This window comes from Sinomicrobium kalidii (assembly GCF_021183825.1).
GTDB classification, from domain to species: Bacteria; Bacteroidota; Bacteroidia; order Flavobacteriales; family Flavobacteriaceae; genus Sinomicrobium; species Sinomicrobium kalidii.
In genome coordinates this window covers 2,235,970-2,254,411 of sequence record NZ_CP089211.1, presented here as the reverse complement: position 1 = coordinate 2,254,411, position 18,442 = coordinate 2,235,970, and the positions used below count along the sequence as shown (strand labels likewise).

General features: G+C 46.1%; 17 protein-coding genes. 8 read left to right on the top strand and 9 right to left on the bottom strand.

Going from position 1 to position 18,442, the window contains the following annotated elements:
- Positions 1–37 precede the first annotated feature (37 nt).
- On the top strand, positions 38–700 hold the full coding sequence (locus LS482_RS09060; protein WP_233031461.1) for a DUF4271 domain-containing protein: 663 nt from the start codon (positions 38–40) through the stop codon (positions 698–700).
- Positions 701–713: 13 nt separating this feature from the next.
- On the top strand, positions 714–1,460 hold the full coding sequence (locus tag LS482_RS09055) for a uroporphyrinogen-III synthase (protein WP_233031460.1): 747 nt from the start codon (positions 714–716) through the stop codon (positions 1,458–1,460).
- An 82-nt stretch (positions 1,461–1,542) separates the two neighbouring features.
- On the opposite strand, the gene pckA is transcribed toward LS482_RS09055, so the two are convergent.
- Positions 1,543–3,138, bottom strand: coding sequence for a phosphoenolpyruvate carboxykinase (ATP) (gene pckA / locus LS482_RS09050; RefSeq protein WP_233031459.1), 1,596 nt, complete (start codon positions 3,136–3,138; stop codon positions 1,543–1,545).
- 75 nt (positions 3,139–3,213) lie between these two features.
- A complete protein-coding gene (locus LS482_RS09045; protein WP_233031458.1) occupies positions 3,214–3,603 on the bottom strand; it encodes a DUF423 domain-containing protein in 390 nt (129 codons plus the stop codon).
- Positions 3,604–3,769: 166 nt separating this feature from the next.
- On the opposite strand from LS482_RS09045, the gene LS482_RS09040 reads away from it, so the two are divergent.
- From LS482_RS09040 to LS482_RS09025, 4 genes are all read left to right on the top strand, one after another.
- Positions 3,770–5,140 (top strand): saccharopine dehydrogenase family protein, encoded by a 1,371-nt coding sequence (locus LS482_RS09040; RefSeq protein WP_233031457.1) that lies wholly within the window; start codon positions 3,770–3,772, stop codon positions 5,138–5,140.
- Positions 5,141–5,294: 154 nt separating this feature from the next.
- Positions 5,295–5,765 carry an Lrp/AsnC ligand binding domain-containing protein gene (locus tag LS482_RS09035; RefSeq protein ID WP_233031456.1) on the top strand — a complete coding sequence of 157 codons (471 nt, stop codon included), beginning with the start codon at positions 5,295–5,297 and terminating at the stop codon, positions 5,763–5,765.
- 93 nt (positions 5,766–5,858) lie between these two features.
- Positions 5,859–6,173, top strand: a complete 315-nt coding sequence (locus tag LS482_RS09030; RefSeq protein WP_233031455.1) for a hypothetical protein — start codon at positions 5,859–5,861, stop codon at positions 6,171–6,173.
- Between the two features lie 162 nt (positions 6,174–6,335).
- Positions 6,336–6,854 carry a ferritin gene (locus LS482_RS09025; RefSeq protein ID WP_233031454.1) on the top strand — a complete coding sequence of 173 codons (519 nt, stop codon included), beginning with the start codon at positions 6,336–6,338 and terminating at the stop codon, positions 6,852–6,854.
- Positions 6,855–6,933: 79 nt separating this feature from the next.
- On the opposite strand, the gene LS482_RS09020 is transcribed toward LS482_RS09025, so the two are convergent.
- From LS482_RS09020 to LS482_RS08995, 6 genes are all read right to left on the bottom strand, one after another.
- Positions 6,934–7,623 (bottom strand): zinc metallopeptidase, encoded by a 690-nt coding sequence (locus tag LS482_RS09020; protein ID WP_233031453.1) that lies wholly within the window; start codon positions 7,621–7,623, stop codon positions 6,934–6,936.
- Between the two features lie 160 nt (positions 7,624–7,783).
- A complete protein-coding gene (gene ald, locus LS482_RS09015) occupies positions 7,784–8,884 on the bottom strand; it encodes an alanine dehydrogenase (protein ID WP_233031452.1) in 1,101 nt (366 codons plus the stop codon).
- Positions 8,885–9,081: 197 nt separating this feature from the next.
- Positions 9,082–11,913 (bottom strand): leucine--tRNA ligase, encoded by a 2,832-nt coding sequence (gene leuS / locus LS482_RS09010; protein WP_233031451.1) that lies wholly within the window; start codon positions 11,911–11,913, stop codon positions 9,082–9,084.
- Positions 11,914–12,152: 239 nt separating this feature from the next.
- The gene (locus LS482_RS09005; protein ID WP_233031450.1) at positions 12,153–12,623 is read right to left on the bottom strand and encodes a DUF3291 domain-containing protein; all 471 of its coding nucleotides are present in this window, start codon (positions 12,621–12,623) and stop codon (positions 12,153–12,155) included.
- Between the two features lie 254 nt (positions 12,624–12,877).
- A complete protein-coding gene (locus LS482_RS09000) occupies positions 12,878–13,537 on the bottom strand; it encodes an aspartate kinase (protein WP_233031449.1) in 660 nt (219 codons plus the stop codon).
- 164 nt (positions 13,538–13,701) lie between these two features.
- A complete protein-coding gene (locus tag LS482_RS08995; protein ID WP_233031448.1) occupies positions 13,702–14,061 on the bottom strand; it encodes a YraN family protein in 360 nt (119 codons plus the stop codon).
- Positions 14,062–14,178: 117 nt separating this feature from the next.
- Here LS482_RS08995 and LS482_RS08990 point away from each other — a divergent pair, with 117 nt between their 5' ends.
- On the top strand, positions 14,179–14,643 hold the full coding sequence (locus LS482_RS08990) for a hypothetical protein (protein WP_233031447.1): 465 nt from the start codon (positions 14,179–14,181) through the stop codon (positions 14,641–14,643).
- Between the two features lie 18 nt (positions 14,644–14,661).
- Here LS482_RS08990 and LS482_RS08985 read toward each other — a convergent pair whose 3' ends face one another.
- A complete protein-coding gene (locus LS482_RS08985; protein WP_233031446.1) occupies positions 14,662–15,645 on the bottom strand; it encodes a S66 peptidase family protein in 984 nt (327 codons plus the stop codon).
- 646 nt (positions 15,646–16,291) lie between these two features.
- On the opposite strand from LS482_RS08985, the gene metG reads away from it, so the two are divergent.
- Positions 16,292–18,358, top strand: a complete 2,067-nt coding sequence (metG, locus tag LS482_RS08980) for a methionine--tRNA ligase (RefSeq protein WP_233031811.1) — start codon at positions 16,292–16,294, stop codon at positions 18,356–18,358.
- Positions 18,359–18,442: the final 84 nt, after the last annotated feature.

Sequence of the window (18,442 nt, the reverse complement as noted above, 5' to 3'; positions counted from 1 at the left end):
TTGTGACAGCATTCCCGAATTTAACAATACAGGCGTAATGGAAATACTGTACAGAGAGGTCGATAAACATACGATAGAAACCATTCTGCTCGTGGGGTGTATTTTGCTGATAACCTTTGCAAAGGTTACCCACGAAATAAGGTTTACGCGTTTCCTCGGGGCTTTTGTATCAGACAAGTACCTGAAATTGTACGGGAAGGAACAGGAGCCGAACATAAATAAATTCAATATTCTGCTCTTTATTGTACAACTCATTATTTTCGGGATGCTTATGGCATACACGCTGGATTATGCGGGGATTATTCCGAAGAAAGCAAGCCTGTTGCTCGTGATAACCGGGCTGGGCCTGTTTGTATTGTTTAAGTTTTACCTGGAAAAACTCATCGCCACCATTTTTGACCTGGGTTATTTTCTGGAGCAGTACAATTTTCACAAACTAACCTACAGGAACCTGGCAGCAATTATATTGCTTCCTTTGATGGCTATGCTTATTTATAATCCTGCGGCAAAGAAGATTGTTTTATTTGTAACGATCGGGATATTTGTTTTATTAAATCTCATTGCCTGGGGCCGTATACTTAAAAAACATCAAAAATTTCTGTTTAAGAAGTTGTTTTATTTTATTTTGTATCTTTGCGCACTGGAAATAGCGCCTTATCTAATCATTGCCCGGGTGGCATTTTTTAGTGAAGGATATTAAACAAATGGTTAATATGAAAGTGAAAACAATCCTGGTTTCCCAACCGGAACCTAAAGTGGAAAATTCACCATATTTACAGCTTGTAGAGAAGCAAAAAGTAAAAATAGATTTCAGGCCTTTTATTCATGTTGAAGGGGTTAATGCGAAGGAAGTAAGGCAGCAAAAAATAGATTTAACCAAGTTTACTGCTATTGTACTTACCAGTAGAAATTCTGTGGACCACTTTTTTCGGATTGCCGAGGACATGCGCTTTAAAGTGCCGGATACGATGAAGTATTTCTGTCAGTCTGAGGCCGTGGCATATTACCTGCAAAAATATGTAGTATACCGCAAGCGAAAAATATATGTGGGCAAACGGACGTTTCAGGACCTGGCGCCCATGGTCAAGAAATACAAGGATGAGAAATTTTTACTGCCTTCTTCAGATGTCTTGAAACGGGAAGTTCCGGAAACCCTGGACGGCCTCGGAGTAGACTGGAAAAGGGCGATCCTCTACAAAACGGTGATCAGTGACCTCTCTGACCTTAGGAATGTATATTATGATATACTGGTCTTTTTCAGTCCTTCGGGAATCGAATCCCTGTTCAAGAATTTTCCGGATTTCAAACAAAACGACACCCGTATAGCAGTATTCGGAAATACTACCGTGAAAGCGGCGAACGAGGCAGGGCTGCGCATCGACATTCAGGCGCCTACGCCGGAAACGCCCTCCATGACCATGGCCCTGGAGAAATATATTTCAGAAGCAAATAAAAGATAATATCCGGCAGGGATATAAAAATTAAAACCCCGGGTTATTTTAGTACCGGGGTTTCTCTTTTTACGACTATCGGGAAAACACCTTATCGGGGTGCTCCGCTCAGGATCTCTTCATTGGCATAAGCCGCAAATACCGAGAAGTTTTCTTTGAAAGCCCTGGAAAGTCCCGTGGCCTGCTTGTCGTAAGCCTGTTGGTCTGTCCAGGTATTCCGGGGATTGAGTACTTCAGAAGGCACAGCGGGACAGGATTGCGGTACGGCAATGCCGAATACCGGATGTTCTTCGAATTTTACATTGTCCAGTTGCCCGTGCAGTGCTGCGGTAATCATGGCCCTGGTATATCGGAGTTTCATTCGTGACCCCGTACCGTAAGGACCTCCGGTCCATCCCGTATTCACAAGCCATACATTTACGCGGGCAGTTTTCATTTTGGCACTCAGCATCTCGGCATATTTTGTGGGATGGAGCGGCATAAAAGGCGCCCCGAAACAAGCCGAGAACGAAGGCACGGGTTCATCAATCCCCGCTTCGGTGCCGGCCACCTTGGCCGTATAGCCCGAAATAAAGTGATAGGCCGCCTGCCCTGGTGTAAGTTTTGAAATGGGAGGCAATACCCCGAAGGCATCTGCCGTAAGGAAAAATATGTTTTTCGGGTTGTAACCGATGGATGGTTCCTGTATATTCCTGATATGATCAAGGGGATAACTAACCCTGGTATTCTGTGTAATGGATGTGTTGTCAAAATCCACTTGTCCTTTATTGTTCAGGACAACATTTTCGAGCAATGCCCCCTTTTTAATGGCCCGGTATATATCGGGTTCGTTTTCTTCACACAGGTTGATGACCTTGGCATAACAGCCGCCTTCAAAATTGAACACCGTGTTTTCCGAGGTCCAGCCGTGCTCGTCATCACCTATGAGTTTGCGATCCGGATCGGCAGACAAAGTGGTTTTCCCGGTGCCCGAAAGCCCGAAAAAAATAGCGGTTTCGCCGTTTTCACCAACATTGGCACTGCAATGCATGGGAAGGGTGTTTTTGTATACGGGAAGTGTAAAATTCAAAGCGGAGAAAATACTTTTTTTGATTTCACCCGTATAACCCGTACCGCCGATCAACACCATTTTTTCAGTGAAGTTGAGGATGGCAAAATTGTGTTGCCTGGTACCGTCTTCCGAAGGATCGGCATAAAAATCCGGTGCGTTGATCACGGTCCATTCCGTTTCAAAATTTTCCAGTTCGTCCATGGAGGGTCGAAGGAACATATTGTAAGCAAAAAGATTGCTCCAGGGACATTCGGTAATTACCCGGATGTTCGTGCGGTAATTGGTGTCTGCACAGGCATAGCAGTCCCTCACAAAAACTTCCTTTCCGGAGAGGTATTTTACCATTTTCCGGTAGAGGTTGTCAAATTTGACGGGATCGAACGGAATGTTGATACCTCCCCACCATACGTGATCGCGGGTAATACTGTCTTTTACGATAAAGCGGTCTTTCGGAGACCTTCCGGTAAATTCGCCGGTATTTATTGCAAGGGCCCCGGAGGACACTTCTACGCCCTGCCCTTTTTTGATGGTGATGTCGTGCAGCTTTTCCGGGGAAAGCTGGTAACGGATCCTGGCATTCTCGATTCCGTATGCCTCTAACGAAATCGTTTTAGTGTTGAGTGTGTTGTTAATCATTACGAAATAGTTAGTGTGTGTTTTTACATTACAAAAGTAAAAATTAATCCTAACGAAACCGTTTTAGTGTTATATTTATTTGGTTTTTATCCTTGTAAAGTTATAAAAAAGAAGACCCCATGCCACGATGAGAAGCGTACCGCCTATAGGAGTAACAATACCGATGGATTTAAAGTCAAAAGCAGTGAGATTATTTGTGGCCAATCCGTAGATGGAACCGGAGAATAGTACGATCCCCGCACTTATAAGCCAAAACAACGTTTTTCCGGCTCGTTCGGATAGAAAGGCAAGATTACCGATAAGGAGCAGGAGCAGGGCGTGATACATCTGGTATTTTACTCCGGTCTCAAAGGTGTGCAGGGCCTCTTCGCCAATAGTACCCCTTAACGCATGCGCTCCGAAAGCACCGAGGACGACAGCGAGAAATCCGAAGACCGCTCCGGTGCAGAGAATGGTTTTTTTCATAATATTTGTTTATGCGCATAAAAATTGCCCTGAACGTGAAAATACCGGGACAATATATAGAACTTATGCCGTATAATTTTTTATAAATATAACATTTTACTACATTCGTGTTATAAAATTAATAACTGTAGTTTAAACCAATACAAAAGTACATCAGAAAAGAGTTATGAAAAACATTTTGATCATCGGAATAGGGAAATCCACGTCTTATCTTATCGATTATCTTTCCAGAAAGGCGGAAAGCAGGGCCATAACTATAACAGTTGGTGATATCAATACGGATAACCTGAAAGCATTACAGGATTCCTACGGAAACATAAATGGTATTCCCCTGGACATTTTTGACAGGGAACAACGCGAAGACGCCGTGAAAAATGCGGACCTCATTATATCGATGTTACCGGCAAGGTTTCATGTGCAGGTGGCCAGGGATTGTATTGCTTACGGGAAGCACCTGGTCACGGCCTCTTACGTCAGCGAGGAAATGCAGGCACTCGATGCGGAGGTCAGGGAAAAGGGACTTGTTTTTATGAATGAGATCGGCCTCGACCCGGGCATAGATCACATGAGCGCGATGCACGTGATTGACCGTATCAGGGACAAAGGCGGAAAAATGCTGTTGTTTGAGTCATTTTGCGGCGGTTTGGTGGCCCCGGAAAGCGATACCAACCTGTGGAACTATAAATTTACCTGGAACCCCAGAAATGTGGTTGTTGCGGGGCAGGGCGGAGCTGCAAAGTTTATTCAGGAGGGTACGTACAAGTATATCCCGTACCACAAACTGTTCAGGCGAACGGAATTCCTCGATGTTGACGGATACGGGGAGTTTGAAGGCTATGCCAACAGGGATTCGCTCAAGTACAGGAAAGCGTACGGGCTTGAAGATGCGTTGACACTCTATCGGGGAACCATGCGAAGAGTCGGTTTTTCCAGGGCGTGGAATATGTTTGTCCAGCTGGGAATGACAGATGACAGCTATGTGATGGACGATACTGAAAACATGAGCTACCGCGATTTTGTAAATGCTTTTCTGCCGTATTCGCCAACCGACTCTGTTGAACTGAAAATGCGGCACTACCTGAAAATAGACCAGGACGATATCATGTGGGAAAAACTGGAAGAACTGGGCCTTTTCAGTGCGGAGAGAAAAGTGGGGTTGAAAGATGCCACACCCGCGCAGATACTTCAGAAAATACTGGAAGAAAGCTGGAGCCTGGAAGAAAACGACAAGGACATGATCGTGATGTATCACAAATTTGGTTATGAACTGGACGGTAAAAAATCACAGATCGATGCCAGTATGGTCGTGATCGGTGAGGACCGCAAATTTACCGCCATGGCCAAAACCGTGGGACTTCCGGTGGCCATGGCCGCACTCCAGATCCTGGAAGGAAAAATAAATACTCCGGGCGTGCAGATACCGATTCGCAGGGAGGTTTATACGCCCATATTGAAAGAACTGGAGGAACAGGGCGTGATTTTCCGGGAAAAGGAAGGCGCATATACCGGGTATGATCTGCATAATGTAGTAGGCTGACGGCACGATAAAAATAAGGTTCTTTTCAGGAAGATTGTTTTTGTGAAGTAAAGGAAAACAGGACTTTCATCTACAGATTGTTAATATTATTCGGGCAGAAATCGCAAATATGTTGCAAATGTTGTATATTTAATTGCAATTTAATATTTGTGCTATGAAGATTATTAACGAAACTGTAGAGATTGACGGAATAGATAAGGAAATTCTCCGCTCACTGATGGATGATGCACGTAAACCCATCCTGGAAATTGCACGGAAGATCGGGATTTCGGGGGCGGCCATCCATCAGCGCTTGCGAAAGCTGGAAGATTCCGGGCTTATTGCCGGCTCCAAGTTTATGGTAAACCCGAAGGTATTGGGGTATTCCACAACCGCCTTTATCGGGATATACCTGGACAAGGCCATGCGAAACCCGGAAGCCGTTAAACAATTACGAGAAATACCGGAGGTTCTGGAGTGTTATTACACCACGGGAAACTGGAGTATCCTTATTAAAATCCTGTGTAAGGACAATGAACACCTCATGCATTTGCTCAATCAAAAGATACAGACCATAGAAGGTGTTTCGCGTACGGAAACTTTTATTTCCCTGTACCAGCAGATCGACAGGCAAATCCAGTTATAAAAGACCGGTGAGATCCTCCTCCTCAAAAAAGTTTTCTTAAAATAGCGTGTTTGTTTGTATTTATTCTAAATAATAATTAATTTCGCCACTGAAATGGCGACAGTATTATTTAAATCCAGGTTTTATTCAGCGTATCAATCAGAGAAGGGACGCTGTTTTTTTGTAGATATCCAGCAGAAAAGGGTGAAAATGTCATTTTGCCAGTTGCTGGCTTTCCGGCAAAAGGTAATTACAATGGACCTGGATGCGCATTTTAATGGGGACCTGAATCGCCATGGAATAGAGATTCTTACACTTTGCAACAGGGAACACCTCTTCATTCTGGACACCCTGGAAGTCATTGACCTCAAGATGTTTGTACAGGGTATCTTTACCATGTCTGAACTTCATACCATGGTCACAGTTTAACAGGACGCGCATAGTTTCTCCGGGCTTTATACTCCCTTTATTTATATTTAGTCTTAGACTGCTTACAAATTTACTGTGTATTAGAGAGTTAGGGATTCTTTTTCGTATCTTTGATACAGGAAATCGAGGATTTCGATACAGTAAACAGAAAAAATCAGACCGATGAAAGATTTAGTAAGACAAAAATTGAGTATAAACGTAGATGTAATGGACATGTTGAACGAGCAGATAGCCAGAGAGGCCCATTCGTCTTCCATATATCTGGCCATGGCTTCATGGTGTGATCATAGCGCACTGAATAACAGCGCTCATTTTTTCTACGAGCAGGCCAAAGAAGAAAGAGAACATATGATGAAAATCTTTAAATTCATCAATGACAATGGCGGCATGGCCTATTCTCCGGAAGTAAGTAACATTACACACGAGTACAATTCCCTGGAAGAGGTTTTTGAATCTGCCCTGGAGCAGGAGATCGGTATAACCAAGTCCATTCACAATATTGTATTGAAATGCAGGAAAGTGAACGATCTGACTACGGAGAACTTCTTACAGTGGTTCATTAAGGAACAGATGGAAGAAGAACAGACCATGAGGAATGCCCTTGACCTTTTTGAACTGATGGGTACCGAAGGAATTGCACTGAAACTTATTGATGAAAGGATTCCGGGGATCAGTGAGTAGTCGCATAAGTTAAAGGAATACTAAAAAAGGCGGTTGAAAAGACCGCCTTTTTTAATATGTATGTATTTCTTTGTACCGTTTAGTTTCTTGAACCGAGGATACGCAATCCCCAGTAAAGCAACATGGCCAGGGAACCGATAGCGGCGACGAGATAGGTTCTTGCCGCCCATTTCAGGGAATCTTCGGCACTTTTGTATTCCTGGGGGCTCAGCATGTTTTTGTTTTTCAGCCAGGCCAGGGCCCTGTTACTGGCATCGTATTCCACCGGGAGGGTAATTAAACTGAAAATGGTGGCAAAAGACATCAATACCAGCCCCGCTACGGCAATAAGAAACCCGAAACTATTGGCTATCCCGAGGATCAGCCCCCCGATAATAAGCCATTGCGACATTCCGGAAGACACACTCACTACCGGTACCAGCTTGGATCGAAGCTGCAGCCATTGGTACGCTTTGGCGTGCTGTACGGCGTGTCCGCATTCGTGAGAGGCCACTGCCGCCGCCGCTGCGTTACGTTGATTGTACACCCCTTCACTGAGGTTTACGGTCTTCTTGGCCGGGTTATAGTGGTCCGTCAGCATTCCGGGTGTGGAAATGACTTTGACATCGTGGATGCCGTGGTCCGCAAGCATTTTTTCGGCGATCTCCGCCCCGCTCATGCCGTTGCGCAGGTGTACTTCTGAATACTGCTTGAACTTGCGCTTCAGCTTACTGCTCACCAGCCAGCTTATCAACGCTATTCCACCTATGATTATATAATACCCTATCATTTTTCCGAGTTTAAGTGTTATAAAATTACGAAATTTTCCGTTTCCATGCTTGTTGGAAATACTTTTGGAAATGAAAAAACAAAAACCCGGCCAAAAAGAACGGACCGGGTGCGTTATTAAGAATATTTTAGTATTTCCTGCCTGAGGTGGTGAACTTTTGTCAGTTTGCAACGGTTGTCCAGCCAAAAGCTTCGGCGATTCCGTCGTAAGTCAGTTCGCCGTTTACGATATTTACTCCCCTGGCCAGGGCAGTATGGTCTTTACAGGCTTTCTCCCAGCCCTTGTCGGCCAGTTGCAGTACATAGGGCAGGGTTACATTGGTAAGTGCCACTGTGGAAGTATACGGGACTGCCCCTGGCATATTGGCCACGCAGTAGTGCACAACGTCATCTATAATATAAGTGGGGTTTTCATGTGTGGTGGGTCTGGAGGTTTCTATACATCCGCCCTGGTCTACGGCAACGTCTACGATCACGGTTCCCGGGCGCATTTCCGGGAGCATGTCCCTGGTGATCAAACCGGGTGCCTTGGCCCCGGGGATCAAAACTCCGCCTATAATAAGATCGTGGGTCTTTATGTGTTTTCTTATGTTGTATTCATTCGAGAATTCTGTAACAACGTGGCTGGGCATAATGTCGTTGACGTAACGGAGGCGTTTCATGTTAATATCGAGTATGGTAACATGTGCACCGAGCCCCGCGGCCATTTTAGCGGCCTGTATGCCGACCGTTCCGGCTCCGAGGACCAGAACTTTGCCCGGAGGTACGCCGGGAACACCACCGAGCAGTACGCCCCGTCCCTTAATGGGCTTTTCCAGGTATTTTGCCCCCTGCTGTATGGCCATGCGGCCTGCAACTTCAGACATGGGGATAAGCAGCGGCAGGCTCCTGTCACTTTCTTCAACGGTTTCATAGGCAATGCAAACGGCCTTGCTTTCGAGCATGGCCGTGGTCAGTGCTTCACTGGATGCAAAATGAAAATACGTAAAGACCACCTGGTTTTCCCGGACCAAAGGATATTCCTTTTCTATAGGCTCTTTAACCTTTACGATCATGTCACTTTTGGCATAGACTTCTTCTATGGAAGGCAGTATTACAGCGCCCACCGCTTCATAATCGGTATCAAAAAAGCCACTTCCTTCTCCGGCAGTGGCTTGAATGTAGACCGTATGGTGATTTTTTACGAGCTCGAAAACCCCGGCAGGTGTTATCCCTACCCTGTTTTCATTGTTCTTGATTTCTTTCGGTACCCCTATTTTCATTATGTGTGTGTTTTGCACTCTAAATTAGGGATTTACCGGAATAAAAATGTAAAATTATACGTAAAAAGAAAGGGAGTTCTTTCATTATTGCAAAAAAATACTCCCTTTGCGTTGAAAAATTTTAATTGCCGATATATAATGGGTTGAGGTATTGACCGATCCTGACCACACGCAATCCAGTACGTAAAATAACCGTTTTACCCCACAATATTAATGATCTTCCCGGGAACGATAATAATTTTCTTCGGACTCCTTCCCTGAAGCTGTTCCTGTGTCTTTTCATGGCCCATCACGGCTTTTTCCATGTCTTCCCTGCTCATGTCCAGGGGAAGTTCCATTTTAAAGCGCATTTTACCGTTAAAGGAAACCGGGTATTCCTTGCTGCTTTCCACGAGGTGCTTTTCTTCGAATTCCGGAAAAGGAGCAAAGGCTACGGAACCTTCATGTCCCAGTTTTTGCCATAGTTCCTCGGCAATATGCGGGGCGTAGGGAGAAATGATAATGGCCAGGGGCTCCAGCACTTCCCGGCTATTGCACTTTTGTGCCGTTAGTTCGTTTACGGCAATCATAAAGGAGGATACGGAGGTGTTGAAAGAGAAATTCTCAATGTCTTCCATCACCTTTTTAATGGTTTTATGAAGGGTTTTAAGGCTTTCTTTGGAGGCGGGTTCATCGGATATGCGGAACGTTCCTCCTTTACCGGAATGATACAGTTTCCACAGTTTTTTCAGGAAACCGTGGACCCCGGTGATACCGGCGGTGTTCCAGGGTTTGGCCTGGTCGAGTGGCCCGAGGAACATTTCATACATCCGCAGCGTGTCGGCCCCGTATTGTTCGCATATGTCGTCCGGGTTGACTACGTTGTATTTGGACTTGGACATTTTTTCCACCTCATGGCCTACAATGTATTTGCCGTCCTCCAGAATAAATTCGGCACTTTTAAATTCCGGGCGCCAGTTTTTAAAAGCTTCAATGTCCAGTTCATCCGCAGCATTGACCAGGGAAACATCGGCGTGGATAGGTTCCGTTTCGTGATAGTCGATCCTGTTTTTGGAAATAAGTGTGTTTGATCCTTTTTCACGGTACACAAAAGCGCTCGTTCCCAGTATCATTCCCTGGTTGATGAGTTTTTTGGCAAATTCATCTACCGGGAGCAATCCCTGGTCAAAGAGGAATTTCTGCCAGAAACGGGCATAGAGCAGGTGGCCAGTGGCGTGCTCACTTCCGCCGATATACAGGTCTACGTCTTTCCAGTAGCCAAGGGCTTCCTGTGAGGCAAACTCCTTTTCATTGCGGGCATCCATATAGCGGTTAAAGTACCAGGAACTCCCGGCCCAGCCCGGCATGGTATTCAGCTCCAGCGGAAACACGGTTTTATGGTCGATGAGGTCGTTGCTTACCACTTCGTTTTTTTCGGTGTCCCAGGCCCAGGTTTTTGCATTGCCCAGTGGTGGTTCCCCGCTTTCGGTAGGCAGGTATTTCTCTACCTCCGGCAGTTTCACGGGCAGGTGTTCCGGGGCTATCATTTGCGGCAGTCCGTTTACGTAATATACGGGAAAAGGTTCACCCCAGTAACGCTGACGGCTGAAGACAGCATCGCGCAGGCGATAATTGATCCGGCCTTGTCCGGCACCGATGGCCTCAAGTTTTTCAATGACTTTTTGGGTAGCTTCTTCGTGAGACAGCCCGTTCAGGAATTCGGAATTGGCGATAACAGTTCCGTTCTTTTCACTGTAAGCAGCTTCCGAAATGTCCGTATTCTCAAAAATGTTGGGCACGGGAATATCAAAATGTTTTGCAAAATCATAATCCCGCTGGTCTCCGCAGGGTACGGCCATAACAGCGCCGGTACCGTAACCGGCCAGTACATAGTCGCCTATCCATATGGGAACGGGTGCTTTGGTAAACGGGTGTTCGGCATAAGCCCCGGTGAAAACTCCGGAGATGGTTTTTACATCGGCCATGCGTTCGCGTTCGCTGCGTTTAGCCGTAGCTTCGATATAGGTTTTTACGGCTTCTTTTTGTTCCGGGGTAGTGATTTCGGATACCAGTTCATGTTCGGGGGCCAGGGTCATAAAACTGACACCGAAAATGGTGTCGGGCCGGGTGGTGAAAACCGGGATTTCCGCATCGGAATCTTTGACCCGGAACCTGACTTCGGCACCTTCCGACCGGCCTATCCAGTTGGTCTGTGCATCTTTGAGTGGTTGCGGCCAGTCAATGCGGTCCAAACCTTCGAGGAGGCGTTGGGCATAGGCGGTGATGCGCATGCTCCACTGGGTCATTTTTTTTCGTACTACGGGATGACCGCCCCGTTCGGATACGCCGTTTACAATCTCGTCGTTGGCCAGAACGGTCCCCAGGGCAGGGCACCAGTTGACTTCGGTTTCCGCCAGGTAGGTCAGGCGGTATTTTAAAAGTGTCTTTTGTTTTTCTTCTTCGGAAAAAGCCTGCCATTGTCCGGCAGTAAAGGTTTCGGTATCACTATCACAAACGGCATTTACACCGGAATTCCCCCCGGTTTCGAATTTTTGTACCAGGGTGGATATATCCTCGGCTTTGTCGGAACCCTTGTTGTACCAGGAGTTAAAGAGCCGGGTGAATATCCATTGGGTCCACCGGTAATAATCGGGGGCGGAAGTACGCACTTCACGGCTCCAGTCGAAGGAAAAGCCGATCTTGTCGAGTTGCTCACGGTATCGCTTGATGTTGGTTTCCGTGGTCAGTGCCGGGTGTTGCCCGGTTTGTATGGCATACTGTTCTGCCGGGAGCCCGAAAGAATCGTATCCCATGGGGTGGAGGACATTGAATCCCTGGTGGCGCTTGTACCTCGCGTAAATATCGGAGGCGATATAGCCCAGCGGATGCCCTACATGCAAGCCTGCCCCGGAAGGATAGGGAAACATGTCGAGTACATAGTATTTCGGTTTGTCAGCTCCTTCGGAACCGGGATTTTTTGCCTCGAAAGTCTTGTTCTCTTTCCAGTACTGCTGCCATTTGGCCTCGATTGCGTTGTGATCGTATTTCATATGCGGATGCTACCGTTTTTTGCTGATTAGGATGCGATTAATGCGCAAAAATACAGTTATTGCACGAAACAGGCAATCCTCTTCCCCGCCTGTACTATGAATGACGCGTTGATATTACTTTAGGTATATTTCAAAGCCACAACAGGGAAGTCTTTGCGAACCCCTGCCCTAAGCTGGGTGCGGGGTAGTGGGTTAGGAGAAAAATGGCCTGTAACCCGCGATTGAAGGAATATTTGCTTTTAAATGGGGTGATTGGGAGCATATTTCCGGAGATCGGCGGGAGAAAACCTTTTTTTGAAGGTAAAGGCATAAGGTGTTTCCCCGTGTTTTTGCAGGTATTCCAGGCGTTCGCGTGCATCAGGTATTGTGGGGAACAGGTTGTCTTCCACATACCACAGGACCATGTGCATTTCCTGCATTTTGTGGAACCACTCCTTTTTGCGTTTAAATATTTCCACATGATCGGAATGGTACACATAGCTAAAGAGGGCATCGATATCGGTCCAGACAGACATGTTTACAATGATAAAATCATCATCGTACATTTTCATGGAAGTGGCGTTGTTGCCTTCGTCCTTGAGTCGCCATACAAATCCGGGGCTGTCTTCGGCCAGGGCATTAATACGGTCCAGGTTGGCTACAAAATCGGCCATGACGGGGCTGTCTATCGCGCCTTTCATCCGGGCGATGTTCACTTGTGCTAATTGCATAGGTTTCACTTTTGAGGTAAGTACAGAATCGGAAAGCAAAATACTAAACAAAAAGAGAAATACCTAATCAATGTCGGATTCCGGATTTTGAATGATGAATTCTTAGGAGGTGAACGCCCTTCAGTTCAACATTCCGGGGTACACTCCGGTCTCCTTATAAAGCAGGTAATAATTTGAGGAAACACGGCATTCGCAGGACGGGGTTGTTTGGGGAGGAAAGGTTGTTTGGCCGGGAGTTCCCGATAGCACCGAAATTACAGGTTTTTCAGGTCTTTGATCACCTTGAATGCCTTGTCTATTTGCCCTTCGCCCACAATGATGGTAAATTCATTGGTTGTGGAGATGACTTCGTGAAGGATGATCCCCTCCCACGCCAGACGCTGGAAGATAAAATAGTATATTCCGGGAATAACCACGTTTTCTTCGGGAAGTTTGACCGTAATGGAAGCGAGATCCTCAACTTTCTGTGTCATTTTTTCTTCCCGGAAAAGGGACTCTACCATAGCATTCAGGGAATTGCTGACCACAATATTGGTTTCGTTGACCCCCCTGGACGAGGTGTAAAAGGCATCCTTGTTTTTGTTGACCTCTTTCAGCAGATTGGCCTGGCTGTTCAGGATGGTATCAGACAGCAAAAAAGTATAATCCGTAAGGGATGAACGCACTGTGATTTCTCCTATGTTTTTCAACACCTTGAGTATTTTGTGCGTGGCACGGAATTCCATATCGGTGGACAACCGTTTTAATGCCATTACAACGGCACCGCTCCTTACTTCTTTTCCCAACTGTTCCTCGATCTCCGGCCCGATGATTCTGGAAAGGGAAGTTAAATTGATAATACCCTGTGCCAGAGCGCTTTGCAAGAAAGGCTTTGTCTTAATGTAATTTTCAACTACGGAAGAAATCGTTTTCATCTTGAATGGTTTTGGTTTACAGCGGCTAAAATAACAAATTGTTTTATTTAAAACAAATAGTAATGTCAATAAATTTCGAAATTTATTTCTACAGTAGGTTTTTTAGGTACGCAGGGACAAAAAATTCTTATTTTTCGAGCACAAAGGGGTAATGACAAGGGGGGTTAGAAATGGTAAAATGCATCCTCCAGATGTTCGAGGGTGTGATTCTTTCCGTTTTTGGTTATGGCTATAATGTCAAACCTTACTTCGGTATCCAGGTTATTTGTAACAATATAATGGTCTATGACTTTGACCAGGCGTTGTATTTTTTTGCTGTTTACCGCATCCTGCGGATTTCCGAAATCTATGGAACTCCTGGCTTTTACCTCTACTGCGGCCAGGGTATCGTCTTTTTTTGCGATGATATCTATTTCGGCCTTGTCGAAGGTGTAATTGCGTTCGAGGATATCGTACCCGTTTTGCAGCAGGTGCTCCGCAGCCAGTTCTTCTCCTTTTCTGCCGAATTCGTTATGCGTTGCCATGCCGTTTTCTTTCTGCCCTACAGGTAAATTTACAAAATCCGGATAACATATTGTGATTTTTGCATAAGGCTTTCCGGCAAGATGTAACTATATCCGTACTTTTGTAAAAAAGTTCTTATGCGTTTTCAAAAATCAGGATTCAGGATCATCTTTTTATTGCTGGTATTCCTGGCGGTCTCCTGTGGGAGAAAGCCGGAAAAGGAAAAACAAAATAATGTTGCCTCCGGAGAAGAAGTCAATTCAGGAATAACCGAGACCTCCCGTGACACACTTGCACTGAATTTGAAAAACGGCTTTGTCAGCGGAGCGGTGCACAAGGAAGAACGGGATAAGAAATATTTCGTCTTTCAAACAGACGGGCCGGCAAAATTATCGGCAAAGCTGGTATCGCAGGATACAACGGCCAATATCCGTTTTACGCAGATCTTTTTCCCGGACGGTTCGGCCGACGGACCTTTCGGCAGGGAGCTGAAATACGACCTGGAACAGGCCGGAACCCATACCCTGTCTGTCGGAGAAAACATGATGGCGGGAAACCCGTGGTCAGGCGATTTTACGATAGAAGTAAAACTCGACCAATAGTCCGGACCTCTCCGGATTTTATTTTTTATCCTTAAACTTCAGGCTAACGGAATCCTTTCCGACAGTCAGTTTTACGTCTTTCCCCAGTATTAATGCCCTGTTGTCCTCGAGATGTCCTGCAGGAAAATCAAAGCAAACAGGGAAGTCATAAGCGTCGGCAATTTCCTTTACAATACCAATGGCATCCTTGCCCCAGGGAATGCTGTTGTCGTGCATCCGCGTCATACCGCCTATGATGAGACCTTTCAGGTTGTCAAAATACCCGTTGCGTTTCAGGTTCATCATCATCCTGTCTACGTGATAGAGGTATTCGTCCAGGTCTTCAATAAGCAGTATTTTCCCGTCTGTATTTATCGAGGAAGGCGAACCGAGCAGGCTGTATAAAATAGAAAGGTTGCCTCCTACCAGTTGCCCTTCGGCAGTTCCCATACGGTTCTGCAGACGGGAAGGGACTTTGTATTGCAGTTTTTTCCCGAAAAGTGCCTTTTTAAGACTTTGAACGGCCGCTTCGGAATTTTTTTTCACATTGATGGGCATGGTGGCGTGCAGGGTGGCTATGCCCAGTTTGTGGATATGGCTGTGCAACACGGTAACGTCACTGTAACCGATAATCCATTTGGGCTTTTGGCGGAATTTCGTAAAATCCAGCATATCCACGATACGAACGGTACCGTATCCTCCGCGGGCAGCCCATATGGCTTTTACGGAAGGATCGTCCAGCATGTGCTGCAGATCATCCGCACGTTCCCTGTCCGTCCCGGCAAGCTGGTGGTATTGCGGGCCTATGGTTTTCCCCAGTACCACATGAAGTCCCCAGTTGCGAAGGGAATCCCTGGCCGATTGCAGGTCCTCCGGCTGAAAGCTTCTTGCCGTGGCCACGATGGCTACCGTATCGCCTTTTTGAAGGTATGGCGGAATGATCACCGGGTTTTGAGTATGGGCCTTTACCATCATAACAAACAATAACAGAACGAATAAAGAATAACGGATGGATTTAAACATGTGTAATCGGGTATGGTTTCTCTCTTTGACGGCAAAATAACAAAAAACGGGAAAACGGGATGACGATTTCCCAAAACAAAAGTATTTAAAAAAGATCAGGTAAACGACGCTTTTTCAAAATTGAAGCCATGTATCAATACTTCGACCGTGCCAGTGCAGACAAACTCAGGCGTGGCAATCCCGATTACCACGGGGGAAATTGCTATGCTTTGTCCGCAATGATGTTTTATCGTTCAGTTTGGGAAATAAGCGGAATTTTCACGGGCTCTAATAAATTACAAGTTATTTATAAGTGCCGGATATTGAATGTCGAACCGCGGAATGCCGAAGTGATACGGACTCATAAAACTTCATCATTCAATATTCGGATTTCATCATTCGTTATTTCTTGAGGATACAAACTGACAATCGTTTTATAATCTTTTCCGAAGTTATTCCGGACAAAAATGAAGGTTTAAATGATTTCACCCTGACGATTTCCCGATTTTTACGGTCTAATCCATCCTAATGCTTATTTTTGCACACTGATCCGGCCGCGTTCCGGATGTTGAAAGGCAGGGCCTCACAAGATTTGTCCGGAAAAACGGGTTTGTGCCGGTCCTGATGTCTTTTTCAGCGATTAAACCGAATGAGAAAAAAAGAAACTATGCCACAAAACCCAAAACGTTATACGATTACGTCTGCATTGCCGTATACCAACGGGCCCATACATATAGGCCACCTGGCCGGGGTTTATGTTCCTGCCGATATTTATGCCCGTTACCTGAGGTTACGGGGAAAAGATGTCGCTTTTATCTGCGGAAGCGACGAACACGGGGTGGCGATTTCCATGCGGGCCAGGAAAGAAGGGGTTACGCCCGGGGAGATCATTGACAGGTATCATGCGATGATCAAAAAGTCCTTTGCGGATTTCGGAATCTCATTTGACAATTATTCCCGGACTTCGGCAGCGATCCATCATAAAACGGCTTCCGAATTTTTCCGGAAATTGTATGACGACGGGAAATTCATAGAAGAAGTTACCGAGCAATTATATGACGAAGAGGCCGGACAGTTCCTGGCCGACCGTTTTGTTATCGGTACCTGTCCGAAATGCGGCCATGAAGAAGCTTATGGCGACCAGTGTGAAAACTGTGGGTCTTCCCTGAACGCCACAGACCTTATCAATCCGAAATCGACCATAACCGGAACAAAACCGGTGATGAAACAAACACGACACTGGTTCCTTCCTTTGGACCAATACGATACTTTTTTGAGGGAATGGATTCTGGAAGGACATAAAAACGACTGGAAACCCAATGTCTACGGACAGGTAAAATCGTGGCTGGACGAAGGACTGAAACCCCGTGCCGTGACGCGCGACCTCGACTGGGGGATTCCCGTTCCCGTGGAAGGGGCGGAAGGGAAAGTGCTTTACGTATGGTTCGATGCGCCCATTGGCTACATTTCATCTACCAAGGAATGGGCGGAACGGGAAGGTATAGACTGGGAGCCCTACTGGAAAGATAAAGATACGAAGTTGGTACACTTTATAGGAAAAGACAACATCGTATTTCACTGCGTTATCTTTCCTGCCATGTTAGAGGCGGAAGGCAGTTATATATTACCGGACAATGTTCCGGCCAACGAATTTCTGAACCTGGAAGGCAATAAACTGTCAACCTCGAAGAACTGGGCCGTATGGCTGCACGAATACCTGGAGGATTTTCCCGGAAAACAGGATGTGCTCCGCTATACGTTAACGGCCAATGCTCCGGAAACCAAGGACAACGATTTTACCTGGAAAGATTTCCAGGCCAGGAACAACAATGAACTGGTAGCCATCTTCGGAAATTTTGTCAACCGGGTGATTGTGCTTACCAACAAATATTACGACGGGATTGTTCCGCAACCGGGCACGTTTACGGAAAAGGACCGGGCCACCCTGGCCGGGTTAAAGAAATATCCTGATATCATAGCGTCTGCCATAGAGCGCTACCGCTTCCGTGAGGCCCTGGGACAGTTGCTCAATGTAGCACGGCTGGGCAACAAATACCTGGCAGAGGAAGAACCCTGGAAAATAGTGAAGGAAGATGCAGAGCGGGTGCAGACCATTATGTATGTGGCACTTCAGGTGGCCGGGGTGTTGAGTGTGTTAAGCGAACCTTTCCTGCCTTTTACCGCTAAAAAGTTACAGCAGATGCTCGGGCGTTCCGGTTCAGGTGAAAATGCGCCCTGGGATGCCGTTACCGACGGAGACGACCTGCTTCCCGAAGGACACCGTGTAAACAAGGCAGAATTGCTGTTTACCAAGATCGAGGACCAGGAAATTAAAAAACAACTGGAGCGACTGGAACAGACCAGGCAGGAGAACAAGGAAAACAATAAGGAATTGCCCGCCCGGAAGGAAACCATCTCCTATGAGGATTTTGCCAAACTGGATATGCGTGTAGGCACTATCATTGAGGCGGAGAAAATGAAAAAAGCCGATAAACTTTTGGTTTTAAAGGTAGATACGGGACTGGATGTAAGGACTATAGTGTCCGGGATTGCCCAGAGCTTTAAACCCGAGGAAATTGTAGGGAAAAAAGTAACCGTACTGGTTAACCTGGCCCCGAGAAAACTGAGGGGAGTGGAAAGTGAAGGGATGATATTGATGACACAGGACTCCGGGGGAAAACTGGTATTCCTCAACCCGGATGATGCCGTTGAAAACGGGGAAACCGTTTCCTGATTCCGGATTATTATAAAAGTTAAAAAGATAATGTTCTCCCCCAAAAGGGGAGATGCCGAAGGCAGAGGGGGGATCGGTATTTCA

Coding starts and splice junctions, on each gene's coding strand:
- metG (WP_233031811.1), top strand. CDS start 16,292: ATGCCACAAAACCCAAAACGTTATACGATTACGTCTGCATTGCCGTAT.
- LS482_RS08995 (WP_233031448.1), bottom strand. CDS start 14,061: ATGGCAACGCATAACGAATTCGGCAGAAAAGGAGAAGAACTGGCTGCG.
- LS482_RS09060 (WP_233031461.1), top strand. CDS start 38: ATGGAAATACTGTACAGAGAGGTCGATAAACATACGATAGAAACCATT.
- LS482_RS09000 (WP_233031449.1), bottom strand. CDS start 13,537: ATGAAAACGATTTCTTCCGTAGTTGAAAATTACATTAAGACAAAGCCT.
- ald (WP_233031452.1), bottom strand. CDS start 8,884: ATGAAAATAGGGGTACCGAAAGAAATCAAGAACAATGAAAACAGGGTA.
- LS482_RS08990 (WP_233031447.1), top strand. CDS start 14,179: ATGCGTTTTCAAAAATCAGGATTCAGGATCATCTTTTTATTGCTGGTA.
- LS482_RS08985 (WP_233031446.1), bottom strand. CDS start 15,645: ATGTTTAAATCCATCCGTTATTCTTTATTCGTTCTGTTATTGTTTGTT.
- LS482_RS09040 (WP_233031457.1), top strand. CDS start 3,770: ATGAAAAACATTTTGATCATCGGAATAGGGAAATCCACGTCTTATCTT.
- LS482_RS09005 (WP_233031450.1), bottom strand. CDS start 12,623: ATGCAATTAGCACAAGTGAACATCGCCCGGATGAAAGGCGCGATAGAC.
- LS482_RS09055 (WP_233031460.1), top strand. CDS start 714: ATGAAAGTGAAAACAATCCTGGTTTCCCAACCGGAACCTAAAGTGGAA.
- LS482_RS09030 (WP_233031455.1), top strand. CDS start 5,859: ATGGCGACAGTATTATTTAAATCCAGGTTTTATTCAGCGTATCAATCA.
- pckA (WP_233031459.1), bottom strand. CDS start 3,138: ATGATTAACAACACACTCAACACTAAAACGATTTCGTTAGAGGCATAC.
- leuS (WP_233031451.1), bottom strand. CDS start 11,913: ATGAAATACGATCACAACGCAATCGAGGCCAAATGGCAGCAGTACTGG.
- LS482_RS09025 (WP_233031454.1), top strand. CDS start 6,336: ATGAAAGATTTAGTAAGACAAAAATTGAGTATAAACGTAGATGTAATG.
- LS482_RS09020 (WP_233031453.1), bottom strand. CDS start 7,623: ATGATAGGGTATTATATAATCATAGGTGGAATAGCGTTGATAAGCTGG.
- LS482_RS09035 (WP_233031456.1), top strand. CDS start 5,295: ATGAAGATTATTAACGAAACTGTAGAGATTGACGGAATAGATAAGGAA.
- LS482_RS09045 (WP_233031458.1), bottom strand. CDS start 3,603: ATGAAAAAAACCATTCTCTGCACCGGAGCGGTCTTCGGATTTCTCGCT.